This is a genomic window from Mycobacterium mantenii, from assembly GCF_010731775.1.
In the GTDB taxonomy this organism is placed as follows: Bacteria; Actinomycetota; Actinomycetes; order Mycobacteriales; family Mycobacteriaceae; genus Mycobacterium; species Mycobacterium mantenii.
In genome coordinates, this window is sequence record NZ_AP022590.1 from 103,881 (window position 1) to 124,346 (window position 20,466).

At 67.4% G+C, this 20,466-nt stretch carries 19 protein-coding genes and 2 tRNA genes; 12 read left to right on the forward strand and 9 right to left on the reverse strand.

From position 1 onward, the window contains the following. Positions 1 to 39: 39 nt before the first annotated feature. The 4 genes from G6N50_RS00575 to G6N50_RS00590 all read left to right on the forward strand — a co-directional run bounded on the left by G6N50_RS00575 (position 40) and on the right by G6N50_RS00590 (position 2,708). Complete coding sequence (locus G6N50_RS00575) at positions 40 to 846, forward strand: fumarylacetoacetate hydrolase family protein (protein WP_067835479.1); 807 nt, start codon at positions 40 to 42, stop codon at positions 844 to 846. A gap of 20 nt (positions 847 to 866) precedes the next feature. Continuing rightward, positions 867 to 2,330, forward strand: coding sequence for a glutamate--tRNA ligase (gltX, locus tag G6N50_RS00580; protein ID WP_083097449.1), 1,464 nt, complete (start codon positions 867 to 869; stop codon positions 2,328 to 2,330). A gap of 150 nt (positions 2,331 to 2,480) precedes the next feature. After that, positions 2,481 to 2,552: transfer RNA gene (locus G6N50_RS00585), tRNA-Gln, on the forward strand. 83 nt (positions 2,553 to 2,635) lie between these two features. Then, positions 2,636 to 2,708: transfer RNA gene (locus tag G6N50_RS00590), tRNA-Glu, on the forward strand. 12 nt (positions 2,709 to 2,720) lie between these two features. Here G6N50_RS00590 and G6N50_RS00595 read toward each other — a convergent pair. Together G6N50_RS00595 and G6N50_RS00600 are read right to left on the reverse strand one after the other, a co-directional pair. Next, complete coding sequence (locus G6N50_RS00595) at positions 2,721 to 3,233, reverse strand: pyridoxamine 5'-phosphate oxidase family protein (protein ID WP_083097354.1); 513 nt, start codon at positions 3,231 to 3,233, stop codon at positions 2,721 to 2,723. A 49-nt stretch (positions 3,234 to 3,282) separates the two neighbouring features. After that, entirely contained in the window at positions 3,283 to 3,984 is a 702-nt protein-coding gene (locus G6N50_RS00600) for an IclR family transcriptional regulator (RefSeq protein WP_083097356.1), read from the reverse strand. Positions 3,985 to 4,069: 85 nt separating this feature from the next. Here G6N50_RS00600 and leuC point away from each other — a divergent pair, with 85 nt between their 5' ends. From leuC to G6N50_RS00615, 3 genes are all read left to right on the forward strand, one after another. After that, positions 4,070 to 5,509: a 3-isopropylmalate dehydratase large subunit gene (gene leuC, locus G6N50_RS00605; RefSeq protein ID WP_083097357.1), complete on the forward strand. Its 1,440-nt coding sequence runs from the start codon at positions 4,070 to 4,072 to the stop codon at positions 5,507 to 5,509. A gap of 26 nt (positions 5,510 to 5,535) precedes the next feature. Further along, entirely contained in the window at positions 5,536 to 6,132 is a 597-nt protein-coding gene (gene leuD, locus G6N50_RS00610) for a 3-isopropylmalate dehydratase small subunit (RefSeq protein ID WP_083097451.1), read from the forward strand. A 211-nt stretch (positions 6,133 to 6,343) separates the two neighbouring features. Further along, positions 6,344 to 6,982, forward strand: a complete 639-nt coding sequence (locus G6N50_RS00615; protein WP_083097359.1) for an HU family DNA-binding protein — start codon at positions 6,344 to 6,346, stop codon at positions 6,980 to 6,982. A 284-nt stretch (positions 6,983 to 7,266) separates the two neighbouring features. Here G6N50_RS00615 and mutT1 read toward each other — a convergent pair whose 3' ends face one another. From mutT1 to cofC, 3 genes are all read right to left on the reverse strand, one after another. Next, positions 7,267 to 8,214: an 8-oxo-(d)GTP phosphatase MutT1 gene (gene mutT1 / locus G6N50_RS00620; RefSeq protein WP_083097361.1), complete on the reverse strand. Its 948-nt coding sequence runs from the start codon at positions 8,212 to 8,214 to the stop codon at positions 7,267 to 7,269. An 86-nt stretch (positions 8,215 to 8,300) separates the two neighbouring features. Continuing rightward, positions 8,301 to 10,490 carry an RNA degradosome polyphosphate kinase gene (locus G6N50_RS00625; protein WP_083097363.1) on the reverse strand — a complete coding sequence of 730 codons (2,190 nt, stop codon included), beginning with the start codon at positions 10,488 to 10,490 and terminating at the stop codon, positions 8,301 to 8,303. A gap of 87 nt (positions 10,491 to 10,577) precedes the next feature. Further along, entirely contained in the window at positions 10,578 to 11,240 is a 663-nt protein-coding gene (cofC, locus tag G6N50_RS00630) for a 2-phospho-L-lactate guanylyltransferase (RefSeq protein WP_083097365.1), read from the reverse strand. A 166-nt stretch (positions 11,241 to 11,406) separates the two neighbouring features. On the opposite strand from cofC, the gene G6N50_RS00635 reads away from it, so the two are divergent. Then, on the forward strand, positions 11,407 to 12,441 hold the full coding sequence (locus tag G6N50_RS00635; RefSeq protein WP_083097366.1) for an NAD(P)H-dependent glycerol-3-phosphate dehydrogenase: 1,035 nt from the start codon (positions 11,407 to 11,409) through the stop codon (positions 12,439 to 12,441). Between the two features lie 80 nt (positions 12,442 to 12,521). Continuing rightward, positions 12,522 to 13,667 (forward strand): D-alanine--D-alanine ligase family protein, encoded by a 1,146-nt coding sequence (locus G6N50_RS00640; protein WP_083097368.1) that lies wholly within the window; start codon positions 12,522 to 12,524, stop codon positions 13,665 to 13,667. Positions 13,668 to 13,715: 48 nt separating this feature from the next. Here the strand turns inward: G6N50_RS00640 and G6N50_RS00645 are convergent, their stop codons facing one another. Next, positions 13,716 to 14,276, reverse strand: coding sequence for a DUF3515 domain-containing protein (locus G6N50_RS00645; protein ID WP_179970080.1), 561 nt, complete (start codon positions 14,274 to 14,276; stop codon positions 13,716 to 13,718). Between the two features lie 207 nt (positions 14,277 to 14,483). On the opposite strand from G6N50_RS00645, the gene G6N50_RS00650 reads away from it, so the two are divergent. Genes G6N50_RS00650 through G6N50_RS00660 form a run of 3 tightly spaced genes read left to right on the forward strand, consistent with a single transcriptional unit; the run spans position 14,484 to position 17,106 of the window. Next, on the forward strand, positions 14,484 to 15,443 hold the full coding sequence (locus tag G6N50_RS00650) for a thiamine-phosphate kinase (protein ID WP_163650792.1): 960 nt from the start codon (positions 14,484 to 14,486) through the stop codon (positions 15,441 to 15,443). 41 nt (positions 15,444 to 15,484) lie between these two features. Further along, the gene (locus G6N50_RS00655; RefSeq protein WP_083097455.1) at positions 15,485 to 16,168 is read left to right on the forward strand and encodes a uracil-DNA glycosylase; all 684 of its coding nucleotides are present in this window, start codon (positions 15,485 to 15,487) and stop codon (positions 16,166 to 16,168) included. An 8-nt stretch (positions 16,169 to 16,176) separates the two neighbouring features. Next, positions 16,177 to 17,106 (forward strand): NADP-dependent oxidoreductase, encoded by a 930-nt coding sequence (locus tag G6N50_RS00660; RefSeq protein ID WP_083097457.1) that lies wholly within the window; start codon positions 16,177 to 16,179, stop codon positions 17,104 to 17,106. Between the two features lie 85 nt (positions 17,107 to 17,191). On the opposite strand, the gene G6N50_RS00665 is transcribed toward G6N50_RS00660, so the two are convergent. From G6N50_RS00665 to G6N50_RS00675, 3 genes are read right to left on the reverse strand one after another with little or no spacing between them, the layout of a single operon-like run. Next, positions 17,192 to 18,022, reverse strand: a complete 831-nt coding sequence (locus G6N50_RS00665; RefSeq protein WP_083097371.1) for an oxidoreductase — start codon at positions 18,020 to 18,022, stop codon at positions 17,192 to 17,194. A gap of 2 nt (positions 18,023 to 18,024) precedes the next feature. After that, entirely contained in the window at positions 18,025 to 19,269 is a 1,245-nt protein-coding gene (locus tag G6N50_RS00670) for a hypothetical protein (protein WP_083097373.1), read from the reverse strand. Next, entirely contained in the window at positions 19,262 to 20,464 is a 1,203-nt protein-coding gene (locus G6N50_RS00675; RefSeq protein ID WP_083097374.1) for a sulfotransferase family protein, read from the reverse strand. Before G6N50_RS00675 ends, G6N50_RS00670 begins: the two co-directional genes overlap by 8 nt. Between the last annotated feature and the right edge of the window lie 2 nt (positions 20,465 to 20,466).

Genomic DNA, 20,466 nt, shown 5'->3' on the forward strand with positions numbered 1-20,466 from the left:
GGCTGCGCCGCGCTCGCGACCGTCACTAGGCTCAACCGAATGCGCCTTGGTCGAATCGCCAGCCCGGACGGTGTCGCCTTCGTCAGTATCGAAGGCGAACTCGACAACCCAGCCGAGATGATCGCGCGCGAGATCGCCGAACATCCGTTCGGCACGCCGAACTTCACCGGCCGATCGTGGCCGTTGGCCGACGTCCGGCTGCTCGCCCCGATACTGGCCAGCAAGGTGGTGTGTGTCGGAAAGAATTACGCCGATCACATCGCCGAGATGAAGGAGATGACCGGGCCTGCGCCGGTTGACCCGGTAATTTTCCTCAAGCCCAACACCGCGATCATCGGGCCGAACGTGCCGATTCGGTTGCCGGCCAACGCATCACCGGTGCACTTCGAGGGCGAGCTGGCGGTGGTCATCGGCCGGCCCTGCAAGGATGTCTCGGCCGCCCAGGCGGCGGAGAACATCCTTGGCTACACCATCGGCAACGACGTGTCGGCGCGCGATCAACAAAAGTCCGATGGCCAGTGGACCAGGGCCAAGGGCCATGACACCTTCTGTCCGGTCGGGCCATGGATCGTCACCGACCTCACACCGCTGGACCCGGGCGATCTGGAATTGCGCACCGAGGTCAACGGCGACGTCAAGCAGCACAGCCGTACCTCGCTGCTGATCCACGACATCGGTTCCATCGTCGAGTGGATTTCGGCCGTGATGACGTTGTTGCCCGGCGATATCATCCTGACCGGAACGCCCGCGGGCGTCGGCCCCATCGAGGATGGCGACACTGTCTCCATCACCATCGAGGGCATCGGCACCCTCACCAATCCCGTGGTCCGTAAAGGAAAATCGTGACTGCATCCGCGCAAGCACACCTGGTCCGGGTCCGATTCTGTCCCTCGCCCACCGGCACCCCGCACGTCGGAATGGTCCGCACGGCGTTGTTCAACTGGGCCTACGCCCGACACACCGGGGGCACCTTCGTCTTTCGCATCGAGGACACCGATGCGCAGCGCGACAGCGAGGAAAGCTATTCCGCGCTGCTGGATGCGCTGCGTTGGCTTGGTCTGGACTGGGACGAGGGTCCCGAGGTCGGCGGACCCTACGGCCCCTACCGCCAGTCACTGCGCAGTGAGATCTATCACGACGTGGTGGCCAAGCTGCTCGAAGCGGGGGAGGCCTATTACGCCTTCTCGACGCCGGAGGAGGTCGAGGCGCGCCATGTCGCGGCGGGCCGTAATCCCAAGCTGGGCTACGACAATTTCGATCGGCAGCTGACCGATTCCCAGCGCGCGGCGTTTCTGGCCGAGGGCCGTAAACCCGTGGTGCGGCTGCGGATGCCCGACGAAGACCTCGCGTGGGACGACCTGGTTCGCGGCACCATCAGCTTCGCGGCCGGATCGGTGCCTGATTTCGCGTTGACCCGCGCCAACGGAGATCCGTTGTACACCTTGGTCAACCCGTGCGACGACGCGCTGATGAAGATCACCCATGTGCTGCGCGGTGAGGACCTGCTGCCGTCGACCCCGCGCCAGCTCGCGCTGTATCAGGCGCTGATCCGGATCGGCGTCGCCGAACGCACTCCGCAGTTCGCGCACCTTCCAACGGTATTGGGGGAGGGAACCAAAAAGCTCTCCAAGCGCGACCCGCAGTCAAACCTGTTCGCCCACCGCGACCGGGGCTTCATACCTGAAGGCCTGCTCAACTATCTCGCGTTGCTCGGCTGGGCCATCGCCGACGACCACGACGTGTTCAGCCTCGAGGAGATGGTGGCCGCGTTCGATGTGGTCAACGTCAACTCCAATCCCGCGCGATTCGACCAGAAGAAGGCCGACGCGCTCAACGCCGAGCACATCCGGATGCTGGCGGTCGAGGACTTCACCGCCAGGCTGCGCGACTATCTCAACGTCCACGGTCATCGCCTCGAACTCGACGACGCCAGCTTCGCCGTCGCCGCCGACTTGGTGCAGACCCGGATCGTGGTGCTCGGCGACGCCTGGGAGCTGCTGAAGTTCCTCAACGACGACGAGTACGCCATCGACCCGAGAGCCGCCGCCAAGGAGCTGGGGCCGGACGGCGCTGCGGTTCTGGACGCGGCGCTGGCCGCGCTGGACGACGTTGCGGACTGGACGGCGCCGGCCCTCGAAGCGGCGCTCAAGGCCGCGCTCATCGACAAGCTGGGCCTCAAACCGCGCAAGGCGTTCGGTCCGATCCGGGTGGGGGCCACCGGGACGACGGTCAGCCCGCCGTTGTTCGAGTCACTGGAACTGCTGGGCCGCGACCGTAGCCTGCAGCGGCTGCGCACGGCGCGGGAGACGGCCGGGCGGGACACCGCCTGAGCGACCCGGGACCACGCGTGCGGAGTGTGCGCCGAGACTTTGGTAGTCTGCACTGCGGTTTACAAAGGCCGACAACGGCTGGCGGCGGCGGACTCCAAAGAGCTTAGGAAAGCCCGCAATCGACGCTGACCAGCGGTTTTAGGCAGCCAATGGGGTATGGTGTAATTGGCAACACAGCTGATTCTGGTTCAGCCATTCTAGGTTCGAGTCCTGGTACCCCAGCAAAACTCTCTCCGCTCAAGCGATTAGGTGGGCTTAGCGGGTTGAGCTATGCTGACTCTCCGGATCGTCTCTGGATCGTTTCTGGCCCCGTCGTCTAGCGGCCTAGGACGCCGCCCTCTCACGGCGGTAGCGTGGGTTCGAATCCCATCGGGGCTACAAATAACGCACTTACTGGTCGGTCCCCAGGACCGCCGGTGCTGTCGATCCACCCACCGGCATCGCCGGTAGGCCGAGTTTGCGGTGATCCCAGGAGCGAGCCCGACGGGCCACAATGCGAACGCAGACCCGCTTGTTCATCATCTGCTCAACGAACGGCTTCATGTCGTCGGTGTAGGGACCGGTGTAGCGCTCCCAGACGCTGACCCCCACCCGGTGTGATACGTCGGGATCGTCGACGATCTCGGCGACGCCTTCGAAGGACACCCCGCGCAGCGTGTCGTAAGTGTGGCCGTCCTCGATCAGAAAGCTCACCCGCGGATCGCGCTTGAGGTTGACGGCCTTCTGCGACTTGGCCTTGGTCTCCAGCCAGATCTCGCCGTCGACGACGGCGTACCACATGGCGGTCAGGTGCGGCTGGCCGTCGACGCCGATGGTGGCCAGCGTGCCGGTGCGGCTTTTCACGACGAAATCGGCGATCTCGTCTTCGGACATGACGATGCTCGCGCGCTGATTGGTTCCCATGCCGGTCAGTCTGTCAGGCCAGGCGCGATGCAGTGTGCGCTGGTGGCTTTCAGAGGCGACGGGTGAGTGCGTCGGCGGCGGACAACAGGTCGGCGGCCCAGCGTGCCCCCGGCCGCCGGCCGATCCGGTCGACGGGGCCCGACACCGAGATTGCGGCGATGACGGCACCGCGGCTATCGCGCACCGGCGCCGAGACACTCGCCACGCCCGGCTCGCGCTCGGCGACGCTTTGGGCCCAACCCCGCTTCCGCACTTCGGCCAGCGTTCGTTCGGTGAACTTCGCCGTCGCGAGCACCGCTTTCTGGGTGGCCGCGTCACTATGGGCCAGTAGCACTTTGGCTCCGGACCCGGCCGTCATCGGCAGGCGCGCACCGATCGGAACCGTATCGCGAAGGCCCGCAGCAGGTTCCAGCGCGGCCACGCAGACCCGGTCGGTGCCCTCGCGTCGGTACAGCTGCACACTTTCGCCGGTGGTTTCGCGCAGCAGCGGGAGCACCGCGCTGCTGGCGGCCAGCAGCGGATCGTTGACATGGGCCGCGAGTTCGGTGACGGCCGGACCGAGCAGCCAGCGGCCTTCGTCGTCGCGCGCCAGCAGTCGATGGACTTCCAGGGCGGCGGCCAGCCGGTATGCCGTGGCGCGGGGTAGCGACGTCCGCTCACACAGTTCGGCTAATCCACAGGGTGATTGGGAGATCGTGTGCAAGATCCCCACGGCTTTGTCCAGGACGCCGATACCGCTATGCTGTCTCACAAAGAGATACTAGCGTCTCGCATTCTGAGATCATAGCCCGAATGATCGGCGAGCCGCTGACGAGGTGAATTGAGGCGAGTTCGAGATGGGAATCGACCAAGGGGCGGCGGGGGCCGCCACCAAACCGCGCACTCTGGCCGAAAAAGTTTGGGAAGACCACGTTGTGGTATCCGGCGGTACCAGCGAGCCCGACCTGATCTACATCGATTTGCACCTGGTGCACGAAGTCACCAGCCCGCAGGCTTTCGACGGCCTACGCCTGGCCGGCCGGCCGGTGCGCCGCCCCGATTTGACGCTGGCCACTGAGGATCACAACGTCCCGACCATCGATATCGACAAGCCGATCGCCGACCCGGTGTCGCGGACCCAAGTCGAGACATTGCGGCGAAATTGTGCCGAATTCGGTGTGCGGCTATATCCGATGGGCGACGTCGAGCAGGGCATCGTGCACGTGGTCGGGCCCCAGTTGGGCCTCACGCAGCCCGGAATGACGGTGGTATGTGGGGATAGTCACACCTCGACGCACGGCGCATTCGGCGCGCTGGCCATGGGAATTGGCACCTCCGAGGTCGAGCACGTGCTGGCCACCCAGACCTTGCCGCTGCGGCCGTTCAAGACGATGGCGGTCAATGTCGATGGAGAGCTGCCCGCCGGGGTGACGGCCAAGGACATCATCCTCGCCCTGATCGCCAAGATCGGTACCGGCGGCGGGCAGGGGCATGTCATCGAATATCGCGGCAGCGCCATCCAATCGCTGTCGATGGAAGGCCGGATGACCGTCTGCAATATGAGCATCGAAGCCGGTGCCCGGGCGGGAATGGTGGCTCCGGACGAAACTACGTTTGAGTTTCTGCGTGGGCGCCCGCATGCCCCCCAAGGGGCGCAATGGGATGCGGCGATGCGTTATTGGCAGCAGCTGCACACCGATCCAGGCGCCGAATTCGACACCGAGGTCCACCTCGACGCCGCGTCGCTGAGCCCGTTCGTGACGTGGGGCACCAACCCCGGCCAGGGTGTGCCGTTGGCCGGCGCGGTGCCCGATCCCGAACTGATGACCGACGACGCGCAGCGGCAGGCGGCGGAGAAAGCGTTGGCGTATATGGACCTTCGGCCGGGCACGCCGATGCGTGACGTCGCCGTTGACACTGTGTTCGTGGGCTCTTGTACCAACGGTCGTATCGAAGATCTGCGGGTCGTTGCCGACGTGCTGCGTGACCGCAAGGTCGCACCCGGGGTGCGGATGCTCGTCGTGCCGGGTTCGATGCGGGTGCGCGCGCAGGCCGAAGCCGAGGGGCTGGGTGAGGTTTTCACCGCTGCCGGCGCCGAGTGGCGCCAGGCGGGCTGTTCAATGTGCCTAGGGATGAATCCCGACCAGCTTGCGCCGGGGGAGCGGTGCGCAGCGACGTCCAACCGCAACTTCGAAGGGCGCCAGGGTAAAGGCGGTCGCACGCATTTGGTGTCTCCGGCGGTCGCCGCGGCGACAGCGGTTCGCGGCACATTGTCTGCTCCCGCCGATTTGACCTGACGTATTCGACTGTTGAAGGGATGAGCATGGAAGCATTTCACACCCACACCGGTATCGGTGTGCCGCTGCGGCGCTCCAACGTCGACACCGATCAGATCATTCCTGCGGTGTATTTGAAGCGTGTCACCCGAACCGGTTTCGAGGACGGCTTGTTCGCCAGCTGGCGGTCGGATCCGTCATTCGTGCTCAACCTCAGCCCCTTTGACCGGGGGTCAGTGCTAGTCGCGGGACCCGATTTCGGGACGGGGTCGTCGCGGGAGCATGCGGTGTGGGCACTGATGGACTACGGGTTCCGGGTGGTCATCTCGTCTCGATTCGGTGACATTTTCCGGGGCAACGCCGGCAAGGCGGGGCTGCTGGCGGCCGAAGTTTCTCAGGACGGTGTGGAGCTGCTCTGGAAGCTCATCGAGCAGAGCCCGGGTTTGGAAATCACTGTCAATCTTCAAGATCGAAATATCACCGCGGGAACGACGGTGCTGCCGTTCAAGATTGACAACCACACCGCGTGGCGACTACTCGAGGGCCTCGACGATATAGCCCTTACGCTGCGGAAACTCGACGAGATCGAGTCATTCGAGGCGGGGTATCCGGACTGGAAACCGCGGACGTTGCCCACCTCTTGAACGGCCGACCGAAGCCGAATTTCTGCTTGATCGGCTAACTAAACCGAGCCGATTTTTACGGCCCTCCACCGGTCAAGGGCGGCAACCAGATTGCGAAAATGCCGCACGCCTTGCGGTGAAATTGCGCGTGGCTCTTGGAACTTTGCTGGGTGAGGGTTTACCGTGTCCACTAGTCGGTTCAAATCGAGGACCACTAGTGTCGGAGGGATTGATGAATAAGGCAGAGCTCATTGATGTGCTCACAACTAAATTGAACACGGACCGTCGACAGGCGACCGCAGCGGTCGAGAATGTTGTCGACACCATTGTGCGTGCGGTACACAAGGGCGACAGCGTCACCATCACCGGGTTCGGTGTGTTCGAGCAGCGGCGCCGCGCAGCGCGGGTGGCCCGCAACCCGCGGACCGGTGAGACGGTGAAGGTGAAGCCGACGTCCGTCCCGGCGTTCCGCCCCGGTGCACAGTTCAAAGCGGTTGTGTCTGGCGCACAGCGCCTCCCGTCGGACGGCCCGGCCGTCAAGCGCGGTGTGGTAGCGGGTGGTGGTGCGGCCAAGAAGACCGCCGCGAAGAAGGCACCGGCCAAGAAGGCCGCGGCCAAGAAGGCACCGGCCAAGAAGGCCGCGGCCAAGAAGGCTCCGGCCCGCAAGGCCGCGACCAAGGCCCCGGCCAAGAAGGCGGCGACCAAGGCTCCGGTTCGCAAGGCGGCGACCAAGGCTCCGGCCAAGAAGGCCGTCACCAAGGCCCCGGCCAAGAAGGCCGCGACCAAGGCCCCGGCCAAGAAGGCCGCGAGCAAGTCTCCGGCCCGCAAGGCTCCGGCCAAGAAGACGACCGCGCGTCGCGGTCGCAAGTAATCGGAGTCAAGTTCTAGACACGAGTACCCTTCGGGCGGCGGTGGTGCCCCCGAAGGGTATTCGTGCGCTCAAGGGGCGGTCGCAAGCGCGGCCGTGGCAATCGCAAGCGCGGCGTAGCCGGGCGCAGCGGGTGGCCGCTACAGGTCGGGTCGGCGCGGCGGGCCGCCCCCATCACGTTAGGGGCGGTCGCAAGCGCGGCCGTGGCAATCGCAAGCGCGGCGTAGCCGGGCGCAGCGGGTGGCCGCTACAGGTCGGGTCGGCGCAGGCGGGCCGCCCCGATCAGGCTAGGCCCGGACGTTGGCGGCCAGCGCGCCGCCGATGTGGTCGGCGGCCACCAACCGCCCGTCGAATAAGGACAGCACCCAGGTGCTGCCCTTGTGGTTGCGCGACTTGTCGGGACGCACGTCATCGCGCTCACACCACCACGCGATCAAATCCGGAATCACCTTGCCCTGAGTGCAGACAACCGGCGTGCCGTCCTGCTCGGCGATATCCAGCATTCGGTGGCGTCCGCGTTTCGCATTCTTGGCGTAGGCCTCTTCGGTGAGTGTGGGCTCGTTGTGCACGGCCACGCCCAAGTCCTCGGCAAGGGGTTCCACGGTCTGATGGCAGCGGACGCGGTCGGCCGCATACACCTGTGACGCACCGAATGCGAGTAGTTGGGGAACCAGGGCCTCGGCCTGTGCACGCCCACGTTTGTCCAGCGGCCGCTTGGCGTCGTCGCCGGAGAAACGCGATTTGCGGCCGGCGGTGCCGTGCCGGACCACCAGCAGGCTGTGGGTATCGGCAGGCTTTTTGTTGAAGTGGCGCAATACCTTTCGGTCTTGTGTGTAGTCGAGCTTCTGCATCGCCTCGGCGATCGGCAGCCACAGCAACCTGTCCACCTCGCTGCCGGGCACGAAATCGCCGCCGGTGGCGCGCGCCGCCCAGTAATAAACCTTTTTGACGCCCTGGTCGATCGGATAGCTCACCAAGTCCAGGCGCCTGCCGAGGATGGCGCGCTGACCCGTCTCCTCGTACACCTCGCGCACGGCGGCCACCGGCGCGGTCTCGCCGGGGTCCACCTTGCCTTTGGGCAGTGACCAGTCGTCGTAGCGGGGGCGGTGAATGACGGCGATCTCGACGTCACCGTTATCTGCGTCACCGTGGCCGGGTCGCCACAACACCGCGCCGGCGGCATAGACGACTTTGCTTCCGGAGCGCCTAGCGGTGGACGAGTTCTGGGTCGGCACCTCAACTCCTGCAGATCAATTCGATCAGGGTCGCACGCTCAATCGGGATGCGGCCTGGAAAGACAACCGGAAGTCACCGCACAGAGCTAGGGACTGCGATGGCGCTCCATCAACGATACTTGGTGGTCGCGCACGGTATGTCCTTCCTGGGGTGACGGGGTCCACTGCCCGTCGGGTCTCAATTCCCAGCAGCGGGTGGACGGATCCAGTGCAGATTTGAACAACTCGTCCAGTTGCGCGGTGAGCTTGGGGTCCTTGACCTGAGCCAGCACCTCCACCCGCCGATCGAGGTTGCGGTGCATCATGTCGGCGCTGCCGATCCAGAATTCGTTGATGTTGCGGAAATGGATGATCCGCGAATGCTCCAGGAAGCGGCCGAGAATCGAGCGGACGACGATGTTTTCGGAGTAGCCCTCGGCGCCCGGGCGCAGCGCGCAGATGCCGCGCACCACGACCTCGACCCGCACCCCCGCCTGTGACGCCCGGTAGAGGGCATCGATCACCTGCTCATCCACGAGCGCATTCATCTTGAGGCGGATTCGCCCGTTGCCGCGTTCATGGTGCGCGGCGATCTCGCGCTCGACGCGTTCGATGATGCCGGCGCGAATTCCGTGCGGCGCCACCAGCAGATTGCGGTAGGAGACCTTACGTGAATAGCCGGTAAGCGAATTGAACAAGTCGGTGAGGTCCGCCCCAATATCGGGATTCGCCGTCAGCAGGCCGACGTCCTCATAGAGCCGGGCGGTCTTGCTGTTGTAGTTGCCGGTTCCGATGTGGCAGTACCGCCGGATCGCAGAACCTTCGCGGCGCACCACCAAGCAGGTCTTGCAGTGCGTCTTGAGGCCGACAAGCCCGTAGACCACATGCACGCCCGCTTGCTCGAGTGCGCGCGCCCAACGGATGTTGGCCTGTTCGTCGAAGCGCGCCTTGATCTCAACGAGTGCCACAGCCTGCTTTCCGGCCTCGGCCGCTTCGATCAAAGCCCGAACGATCGGCGAATCACCGGAGGTGCGGTACAGCGTTTGTTTGATCGCCAGCACGTTGGGATCCGCCGCGGCCTGCTGAATGAAGCGCTGCACGCTGGTGGAGAACGAGTCGTAGGGGTGATGCACCAGGACGTCGCCCTCGCGCAGCGTCGCAAAGATGCTCTTGGGAGATTCGCGGTCGGCGAAGGCGGGGTGGGTATCCGGGACGAACGCCGCGTCCTTGAGCGCCGGCCGATCCAGGTCGTAGACCTGCCACAGCGACGAAAGGTCGAGCAGGCCGGGGACTTCGATGACGTCACCGGGATGCACGTCGAGTTCGCGCAGCAACAGTTCCAGCATGCCCTCGGTCATGTCGTCGGCGATCTCGAGCCGCACCGGCGGGCCGAACCGCCGGCGCGCCAATTCCCGTTCCAGCGCCTGCAGCAGATCCTCGTCGCGGTCTTCTTCGACTTCCATGTCCGCGTTGCGGGTGATGCGGAATGCGTGATGCTCCACGATTTCCATGCCCGGGAAGAGAAGAGGAAGGAAAGCCGCGATCAGTTCTTCCATCGGCAGGTAGCGCACGATGGTCCGCCCCGAGCCGTCGGCGCTGTTGATGGCGGCGAGTTCGACGAAGCGATCGACGTTGTTGGGCACCTTGACTCGAGCGAAGTGCTGGCCACCGTCCTCGGTCTGACGCACCATGACCGCCAGGTTCAGGCTCAGCCCGCTGACGAACGGGAACGGGTGCGCGGGATCGACGGCCAGTGGCGTCAGAACGGGGAAGACCTGTTCGGTGAAATAGCTCGACAATTCGTCGCGCTCGGCCGGATCGAGATCGGCCCACGTGACGATGTGGATGCCTTCCTCGGCGAGCGCCGGCCGCACCGAATCGAGGAACACCCGCGCGTGCCGGGTGGCGATCCGCTGAGTCTGTTCCCCGATGAGGGCAAGCTGCTTGCGCGGCGTCAAACCGTCGGCGGAGCGGACGGACAATCCCATCTCGTCACGGCGTTTGAGGCCGGCGACGCGCACCATATAGAACTCGTCGAGGTTGGAAGCGAAGATCGCCAGGAACTTCGCGCGTTCCAGCAGCGGCAACGAGCTGTCGTCGGCCAGCGCCAACACGCGGGCGTTGAAGTCCAGCCAGCTCAGTTCCCGGTTGAGGTAACGGTCCTCCGGCAGATCGGTCAGCGCGGCCTGGGTCGCAGCCGGTGGTGCTGCCACGGCCGAGTCGCCTGAATGCCACAAATTCTCGTCGGGTCGCGCCTCAGCTTCGATTTCGGTCACCCTGCGATCATTGCTCATCACGCGCGGGTGCTGCTAGCGCTCGGGGGACATCCATTCGCCGTTGGGATGACGTTCACCCACCGGACAGCTTGCCCGCGGTGATCGACATCAGTGAATCGCGATGGCCCGGGCGGTCGCCGGCCCCACCCCGAGGCGGCGCGCGGCGGCGAGGTCGGTGGGAGTATCGACATCGCACCGCAGGCCGGGCCAGGCGCCGGTCAGCTCGATCGCGCCCGAACTGCGGTGCCGCGCCGAGGAATCGGATCCGAACCGCGGTTCGAGCGGGTTCCCGAACGCGAACAGCGCCGCGGTGCCCGTCGCCAGCCGGTCGGCGACGAAGCTGCGCCGGTGCTGGCGTGCCGCGGTGATCGCCTCGTTTAGCTCCTGAGGCTGCAGCGCGGGCAAATCGCCTTGCAGCGCAACGACATTGGCGAAGGAACCACCCACCGCGCGTTCCGCGGTGGCGATGGCGTTGTTCAGCGGATCGGGGTGACCCTCGGGCGTCGGGTCGGTCAGCACGTCGGCTCCCAGCTCGGCGGCCGCGGCGGCCGCGGCGTCGTCAGGCGTGATCACGGTGATCGAACCCAGCGACCGGACACGTCCGGCGGCGGTCAGGGTGTCCATCAACATCGCGAGTACCACGCTTTCCCGGGTGCGCGCCGAGAAGACCGGAGCCAGCCTGGTCTTGGCCGCGGCCAACCTCTTGACGGCGATGATCAGCGCCACATCGCCTCCGCCGTCGGCCGCACCGTCGGCTCGTATGCCGCTCATGCAATGTCATCCTGCCAGCGAGGCCGCGCCGATCGCGCGCGAGCCAGGGCGATCGCGCCGTGCGCCCCGAACACGCTGGCTCGCGTGACGCCCGGTCCGTCGCTGATCTAGGGTGTAGCGGCTGCACGCGCCGCGTGAGCGACACCGACCACGGAGGGGGTGGTACATGACCAGCACGTCATCGGGTGCCGTCACGGTCATGGGTGCCGGCGCGTGGGGCACGGCGCTGGCCAAGGTGCTGGTCGACGCGGGCGGGCCGGACACGGCCGTCACGCTGTGGGCCCGCAGGCCCGAGCTCGCCGAGCGCATCAACTCCACCCGATACAACCCCGACTACCTGCCCGGCACGCTGCTGCCGCCGGGCATCCGCGCCACCGCCGACGCCGCCGATGCCCTGCGCGACGCGTCAACGGTGCTGCTGGGCGTGCCGGCGCAGACGATGCGCGGCAACCTCGAGCGCTGGGCGCCGCTGCTTCGCGCGCGCGCGACCCTGGTCAGCCTGGCCAAGGGCATCGAGCTGGGCACCTTGATGCGGATGAGTCAGGTCATCGTCTCGGTCACGGGTGTCGACCCGTCTCAGGTCGCGGTGATCTCGGGCCCGAACCTGGCCAGCGAGATCGCCGAATGCCAGCCCGCCGCCACCGTGGTCGCGTGCAGCGACTCGGGCCGGGCCGTCGCCCTGCAGCGCATGCTGAACAGCGGATACTTCCGGCCCTACACCAACAGCGACGTGGTCGGCACCGAGATCGGCGGGGCCTGCAAGAACATCATCGCCCTGGCTTGCGGGATGGCGGTCGGTGTCGGGCTGGGCGAGAACACCACGGCGGCGATCATCACCCGCGGCCTCGCCGAGATCATGCGACTGGGCATCGCGCTCGGCGCCAAGGCTGCGACGCTGGCCGGGCTGGCCGGGGTGGGAGATTTGGTGGCCACCTGCAGCTCGCCGCATTCGCGCAACCGGTCCCTGGGCGAACGGCTGGGCCGGGGAGCGACCATTCAGTCGGTGCTGGCCCGCACGCCCGACGGCGGCGACGGGCACGTCGTCGAGGGCGTGACGTCCTGCGAGTCGGTGCTTGCGCTGGCCGCCAGCTACGACGTCGAAATGCCCCTCACCGACGCCGTGCACCGGGTCTGTCACAAGGGGCTGTCGGTCGACGAGGCGATAGCCCTGCTCCTGGGCCGCAGCACCAAGCCCGAGTGACCGGCGCCTATACGTGAAAAGGCCAGGCGAAGGCCCGCCACCCGACCGGACCGGGTGCCACCCGGTAGCCTCTTGAGATTGTGAATGCCAGCAAACCGTCGGCGCCGCACCCCAGCTCACGGGGCGGCGATCGGGTGCGCGTCGCCGTCGTTTTCGGCGGGCGCAGCAACGAGCACGCCATCTCGTGCGTCTCGGCGGGCAGTATTCTGCGCAACCTGGACGCGGAGCGGTTCGACGTGGTGTCGATCGGCATCACTCCGGAGGGTTCGTGGGTGCTCACCGACGGCGACCCGGCCGCGCTGGCGATCACCGACCGGCGGCTGCCCGAAGTGACCGCCGATTCGGGAACCGAACTGGCGCTGCCGGCCGACCCGCGGCGCAGCGGCCAGTTGGTGTCTCTCGCGCCCGGGGCCAGTGAGGTCCTGGCGTCGGTCGACGTGGTTTTTCCGGTGCTGCACGGGCCCTACGGGGAGGACGGCACGATTCAGGGTCTGCTGGAACTCGCCGGTGTGCCCTATGTGGGGGCGGGCGTGCTGGCCAGCGCGGCCGGCATGGACAAGGAGTTCACCAAGAAACTGTTCGCCGCCGAAGGGCTGCCGGTCGGCGACTACGCGGTGCTGCGCCCGTCGCGCTCGAGGCTGCGGCCCGAGGAGTGCGAGCGGCTGGCCCTGCCGGTGTTCGTCAAACCCGCGCGGGGCGGCTCATCGATCGGCGTAAGCCGGGTATCGAGCTGGGATGAGCTGGACGCCGCCGTCGCCACCGCGCGCCGGCATGACCCGAAAGTCATTGTTGAGGCGGCGATCGTCGGCCGTGAGCTGGAGTGCGGCGTGCTCGAAATGCCCGACGGCACAGTGAAAGCCAGCACGGTGGGCGAGATCCGGGTGGCCGGCGTGCGCGGGCGTGAGGATTCGTTCTACGACTTTTCCACCAAATACCTCGATGACGCAGCCGAGTTGGATGTGCCGGCCAAGGTGGACGACGAAATCGCCAATGCTGTACGCGAATTGGCGGTCCGGGCATTCAAGGCCATCGACTGCCAAGGGCTGGCCCGGGTGGACTTCTTTCTGACCGAGGCCGGGCCGGTGCTCAACGAGATCAACACGATGCCGGGATTCACCACGATCTCGATGTACCCGCGGATGTGGGCGGCCACCGGCGTGGATTACGCGACCTTGCTGGCGACGATGGTCGAGACCGCGTTGGCCCGCGGTGTGGGCCTACGTTAGTGGTGATCGCAAGCGCGGCGTAGCCGGGCGCGGCGGGTCGCCGGACCGCTAACGAGGCCGGCCGGGGTCGATGGGTGCGGGCGGGATGCTGTGGTCGATCGCTTCGGACAGCTGCTGAATCGGCGTCGGGCCCGACCCGGTCGGCAGGGTGAGCGCCACGTACACCGGGCGGTCCACCGTGTACCAGGTGGATCTGCCCGCGTCACCGGCGGATTGCTGTTCGGAACGCACCTGGAACCACTGCACCCGATCGACGACCTGGATCGGCGAGCCGAGGACGAACTCGGCCGGGCGGTCCAGCCCGCAGCGCAGTACCACCGGGTCACTGTCCGGCCCGGTCCGCCAGGCGGCGGCGCCGTGCGGTGCCGGCTGCTCGATCGGCGCGCGCTGGTAGTCCCCGAGCCGCTGCGGCAGCGCGCCCATCAGCGCACGGCATCCGGCGCCGTCGGCCTGCGGCGCCGGGACCTCGGGAACCGCGACCGAGTGCGGGTGCGCGGCGCGGGTTGCCGCGATGACCAGGATCACGCCGATCGTCGCGACGGCCAGCGCGATCGCGACGATGATCAGTACCCGCGGCGGTCCGCCATCGGCGTCCGATTCGGTAGCCACGGCCACGCACCTCCTTTCTCCGCTAACCACTATCGCTCTCATTTACCCGGGTGCCAATTTTTTCCCGGGCCGAAAAGGGCTCGCTCCGCCGCGGGGTTCTACACTGGCGCGGTCCGTTCCGCGGGCGTGAACCTATCGTGGCCTGCCGGGGGCGTACCGCGCCGTCCCGTGGTCCGCACCGGACCACGCCGCGCCGAAGGAGGTGGCGTGCAAGACGAATCGGGTGAGACGCCGTCGCTGGGGCAACTCGGTGAGTTCGCCGTGATCGATCGCCTGGTGCGGGGTCGCGAGCAGCCTCCCGCCGTCGTGCTCGGGCCGGGCGACGACGCCGCCCTGGTGTCGACCGGCGACGGCCGCGCCCTGGTGTCGACCGACATGCTCGTGCAGGATCGGCACTTCCGGCTGGACTGGTCGACGCCGCACGACGTCGGTCGCAAGGCGATCGCCCAGAACGCCGCGGATGTCGAGGCGATGGGCGGGCGGCCCACGGCTTTCGTGGTTGCCTTTGGTGCGCCCGAGGATACGCCGGCGCAGGCGGTGGACGCGCTGGTCGACGGGATGTGGGACGAGGCGCACCGGGTCGGCGCCGGCATCGCCGGCGGTGACCTGGTCCACTGCCCGCAGTGGGTCATCTCGGTGACGGTGCTGGGCGACCTGGACGGGCGCGCACCGGTGCGGCGATCGGGCGCGAAGCCCGGCGGGCTGATCGCCGTCGCCGGGGAGCTGGGTCGCTCGGCAGCCGGTTTTTCTCTGTGGCGCAACGGGATTCCCGGCTTCGATGAGCTGCGGCGCCGGCATGTGGTGCCGGAGCCGCCCTATGGTCAGGGTGCGGTCGCCGCAGCCGCGGGTGCGCAGGCGATGATCGATGTCTCCGACGGCCTGATCGCCGACCTGCGCCATGTCGCCGAGGCGTCCGGGGTGGGCATGGATCTGTCCGCGGCGGCGCTGGGCGCGGACCGCGATGCGCTTGCCGGGGCCGCGGCCGCCGTCGGCGCCGATCCCTGGCCGTGGGTGCTGGGGGGTGGGGAGGACCACGCCCTGGTGGCGTGTTTCGCCGGTCCCGCGCCGCCCGGTTGGCGCATCATCGGGCGGGTTCTCGACGGGCCGGCCCGGGTGCTCGTCGACGATCGGGAGTGGAGCGGCTACGCGGGCTGGCAGTCGTATTAGGGTGACGCAGTGACCGTTTACGCGATCGCGAAGAGCCGATGATGACCGCGCGTCCGTTGGTTGAACTGGTCGAGCCGGGTTGGGCGAGTGCGCTGCAGCCGGTGGCCGGCCAGGTGGCAGAGATGGGGCAGTTCCTGCGCGACGAGATCGCGGCCGGGCGTCGGTATTTGCCGGCCGGGCCGAACGTGTTGCGCGCCTTCTCCTATCCCTTCGACGACGTCAGGGTGCTGATCGTCGGGCAGGACCCGTACCCGACGCCCGGACACGCTGTGGGCCTGAGTTTTTCGGTGGCGCCCGAGGTCCAGCCGCTGCCGCGCAGCCTGGCCAACATCTTCCAGGAGTACGCCGCGGACCTGGGTCATCCGCAGCCCTCGTGCGGCGACCTGACGCCCTGGGCGCAGCGCGGCGTGCTGTTGCTGAACAGGGTGCTCACGGTGCGCCCCAGTAATCCCGCCTCGCATCGCGGCAAAGGCTGGGAGGCGGTGACCGAGTGCGCCATCCGGGCGTTGACCCAGCGATCGCGTCCCCTGGTGGCGATCCTGTGGGGCCGTGACGCCTCGACGCTCAAACCGATTCTCGCCCAAGGGAATTGCGTCGCCATCGAGTCGCCGCACCCCTCGCCGCTGTCGGCGTCGCGCGGATTCTTCGGTTCGCGTCCGTTCAGCCGCGCCAACGAACTGCTGGCCGGAATGGGGGCCGACGCGATCGATTGGCGCCTGCCGTGACCGAGATGATGACCGCGCTGCGGGCGCACCGGCGGGGCGGCCCGGAGCAGCTGGTGCTCGAACGGGCCCCGCGGCCGGTGCCGGCCGCGGGCGAGGTCTTGGTGGCCGTGCACGCGGCCGGGATCACCTTCGACGAGCTGACGTGGGAGGAGACCTGGACCCGCGACGGTGCCAGCCGCGTCCCGGTGATTCCGTCACACGAGGTATCGGGTGTGGTCACAGCGGTTGCCGGCGACGTCACGGATTTCGCGCCCGGCGCCGAGGTGTACGGGTTGATCGGCTTCGACCGCGACGGCGCGGCGGCCGATTTCGTCGCGGTACCGGCGGCCGACCTGGCGACCAAGCCCTCGACCGTTTCGCACGCCGCCGCCGCCGCGCTGCCGCTGGCCGGCCTGACCGCCCTGCAGGCCCTGGTTGACCACGCCGCCGTGCAACCGGGTGAGACCGTGCTGGTGCACGGGGGTGCCGGGGGAGTGGGCCTGTTGACGGTTCAGCTGGCCGCGCTGCTGGGTGCCCAGGTGACCGCCACGGTGCGCAACGACACCACCAACCTTCTTCGTGGGTGCGGCGCGCAGCGGGTGATCGACGTGCGCACCGAGGCGTTCGACGAAACAGGTGCCGGCTACGACGTCGTCATCGACACGGTCGGCGGCCAGACGCTGGAACGCTCCTATGGCGTGCTGCGCCGCGGCGGCCGCCTTGTCACCCTGTCGGCACCGCCTCCCGCGGGCAGGGCCGACGAGTTCGGGGTCAGCGCAACCTTCTTCATCGTCACGCCGAACCGGGATCAGCTTGACGAACTTGCCGCGTTGGTCGACAGCGACCGGTTGCACGTCGCGATCGCCCAGACATTCGCGCTCGACGAGGGTCGGGAAGCGTTCGAAAGCCGGGAGAGCGGCAGGCGCGCCGGCAAGACGGTCCTCATCGTGCGGGACTGACCGGGCTTACCGCCTTCGGGACGTAAACCTGGCACACGCGCCGCGGCGTGTTGTGTGCGTCGGTTACGTGTCGCGGCAACCGACGTCACGACGCCGGGAAATTGACGTCCTTCGTGACGGCCTTCCACTCTTCGATCGACGCCGACATCGCAGCGATCTTGTCCCGCATGGCCTTCAGCACGTCCCGACCCAGCAGCAGTCGCAGCGGCGGTTCCTCGAGCGTGGTCACCATGAGCACCGCTTCGGCGACCTTGCGCGGGTCGCCGGGCAGGTGATCGGCGAATTGCTTGATCAGGTCCTTGCGCGCCGCCACGTCGGCGTAGTCGGCGATCGGGCTGCCCGATTCCTTCATTGACCGCGTCGCCCAGTCGGTGCGGAAGGCGCCAGGCTCGACCGCGGTCACCTTGATGCCCAGCGGGCGCACTTCGGCGGCCAGCGCTTCGGTCACCGCCTCCAGCGCGAACTTGGTCGACGAGTAATAGGCATTGGGCGGGTTGGCCACCAGACCGGTCATCGACGAAATGTTGATGATGTGCCCCGACCCGCGTGCGCGCATGGCCGGCAGCACCGCCTTGATCATATCGACCGCACCGAAATAGTTGACGTCGAACAACTTTCGCACCTCGGCGTCCTCGCCCTCTTCGACCGAGGACAGGTAACCATGACCGGCGTTGTTCACCAGGACGTCGATGCCGCCGAATGCATCGTCGGCCGCGGCCACCGCGGCCGCGATCTGGGCGGAGTCGGTCACGTCGAGGGCGACAGGCACGGCCCGATCCCCGAATTCGTCGGCGATATCGGTGACCGCCTCGGCCCGCCGGGCGGTCACCACCACGCTGTGGCCGGCTTCCAGTGCGGCGCGCGCGATCTCGCGACCAAAGCCCGTGGAGCATCCCGTGATCAGCCAGCGCGACATCGTCAGATCGTCCCTTCCGGCAGGCGGCGCAGATAGGCCGTGCGCCGCTCGGCCAGCTCGGTCGCGCGCTGCTGTGAGCTGACCCGCGGCAGGTGCGCCACCTCCGCGTCGAGCTGGTCCAGCTTGACCACCCTTCCGTGCGCCCCAAGGTCTTCCCGCGGACCGCCCTCGCCGAATTCCGCCATGCGCAGGGTCAAAATGGCCTCCCGCAAGCCGTCGGAGTCGATCCAGTTCGCCACCCTGGGATCGACGGGCGAGATCACGTAGGTGTAGGTGCCGTCCTCGTTGGCCACCGATTGCGCCTTGTTGAGGCTGCCGGTTCGGTCGACCAGATCGAGCGTGGTGCCCCAGATGTTGCTCAGCGGCACCGTGAAGTATTCGGCGCCACCGTCATTCAGGTCGACGACGAACGCCTCGTCGGGGGCGAGGTCGAACCGCCCCATGACGTAGACCTGGTTGCGCATCGCGCCGACCTTATCGGCCGACCAGGCTAGGTTGAATTGGTTGGCGGGCATTTTGTACACGCCGTGACTGAGCTTGCCGGTGAAGTTGGCGAAGTAGTCCATCATCGCCGCGGTCGCCTCGGCCTGCTCGTCGAGCGTGCGCGCCGGGGTGGCCGCCGGGCCGCCAAGCCGTTGCACCTCAATGTAATTGGGGTCGTCGCGGCCCCAGTCCAGTAGCACGTCACGGATGTAGAATTCGTGGGCCTCCGGCGAGGTTTGCACGTGGTTTTCCCGCCCGCTGGCCGGGTCGGCGTCGACGGTGATGGTGTAGCTACCGTCGGAATCGACCCGCATGGTGCGGCCGTTGAGCACATTGACCGTGCCCATGTTCGCATCCCACAGCGTGAAGTAGTTCTCGGTCATGCGGTGTTCGCCCACCCGGCCGTGGATCTCGTACCGTTCCTCGCCGGAGATCGGGATCACCCTGTACACGCTGTCGGGATTGTCGATGCCCCAACGTGATCCGGGGATCCGTCGGCCGTCCACCGGGTGGGCCAGCCGGGTGATGCAGCTGACCTTGGGCCGGAGCTTGTCCTGATTCGACGACCACACCGCCGCCGAGAACATCACCTCGGCGAACGCGTCGTCGAACCGCTCCCGCATCGCGTCGGACGCCTTGGCGCGACCGAGCCACGTCTCGGCGACCGTGCGGCAGGCGGCCTTGACGGTGGGGTGTTCGATCAGGTCGAGGGCCGCCAGCTCCTGTTCGTGCTGGGACGCCGTCGCGACCGGGTTATCAGGCATGCGCTGTTCCTCCCATGTGCTGTCCGAAACGCTTGTTGTACAACGTGAATCGCTCGTCGACCTGCTCGGCGCGCAGGCCGAAATCCGCCAGCCCGTAGGGCGGGCGCGCCACCTCGCGGTTACGGTGCGCCAGCCAGCGCCGCATCGCCTCCTCGGCCTGCGCGGTCAGCGGTATCCCGATGGCGTCGTAGACGCGGGCGACCTGGCCGATCGGGTCGGCCACCGCCTCGTCGAACCCAATGTCGGTGACCCGGGCACCGTCATCGGGCCAGCGGTCGCGGATCGTCATCGCCCGATCGTTGGTCCAGCCCATCCGCTCCAGCCATTGCGCACCGACCCGGTGCGCATCGACGGTGTCGGCATGCATCGCATGCAGGGTCGCGTTCAGGCTGGCCCCCGATGCGATCGTGGTGCGGGGGTCACGATGCATGTGCACGAGGTGCAGATCGGGAAACTCTGCCCGCAGGAGATCCAAATACCCAAGGTGCGCAGGCGATTTGAGCACCCATCGCCGAGGCTGCCTGCCCGGCTCGAGCAGGCTTTGCCGTTTCTGCCACTGCAGGAACTGCAGCATGCGGTGCAGATAGCGGTAGGCGGGGGAGAAGTCCTGGTCGTCGAGCCAGGACCGGTACCGCGGCAGATGCGCGCCCGACTCGGGGACATGCGACAGGAACGCGTCGGCCAGGAAGACGATCTCCTCCTCGGCTTCGGTGGCGTACATCGGGTGGATCGAGAACAATTCCGGCGCCAGTTCGCGGGATTTCGCTTCGCGGGCTTGGCTGATCGCGATCCGGGGATCCACCCCGCCGAACCGATGGTCGAGCCGCGGCGCGACCTCCACGACCTCCCAGCCGTACGCGCAGACGAAGCGCGGGTCGGTGGCCAGCAGCCGCTGCAGCAGCGTGGTGCCGCTGCGCATCATCCCGACGACGACGATCGGCGCGGCCACCCGATCGTCGAGAATCTCCGGATGGCGGGCGATCCACTCCTGCGCGCGCAGCCGCATCCGCAGGCTGTGCACGATGCCCGACCGCAGGATGTGCACGCCGATGGCGTTGAGATCGGCGCGCGCATAGTCGTCCAGCAAGACATCCAGCGGCGCGTCGAATTCGCCGGAGCCCCAATCGGTGAGCGCCTCCTTGCGCTGGGCGTCGGCCTTGACGGCGGCCGGGTCGAACGGGCTCGGGGCTGCCACGC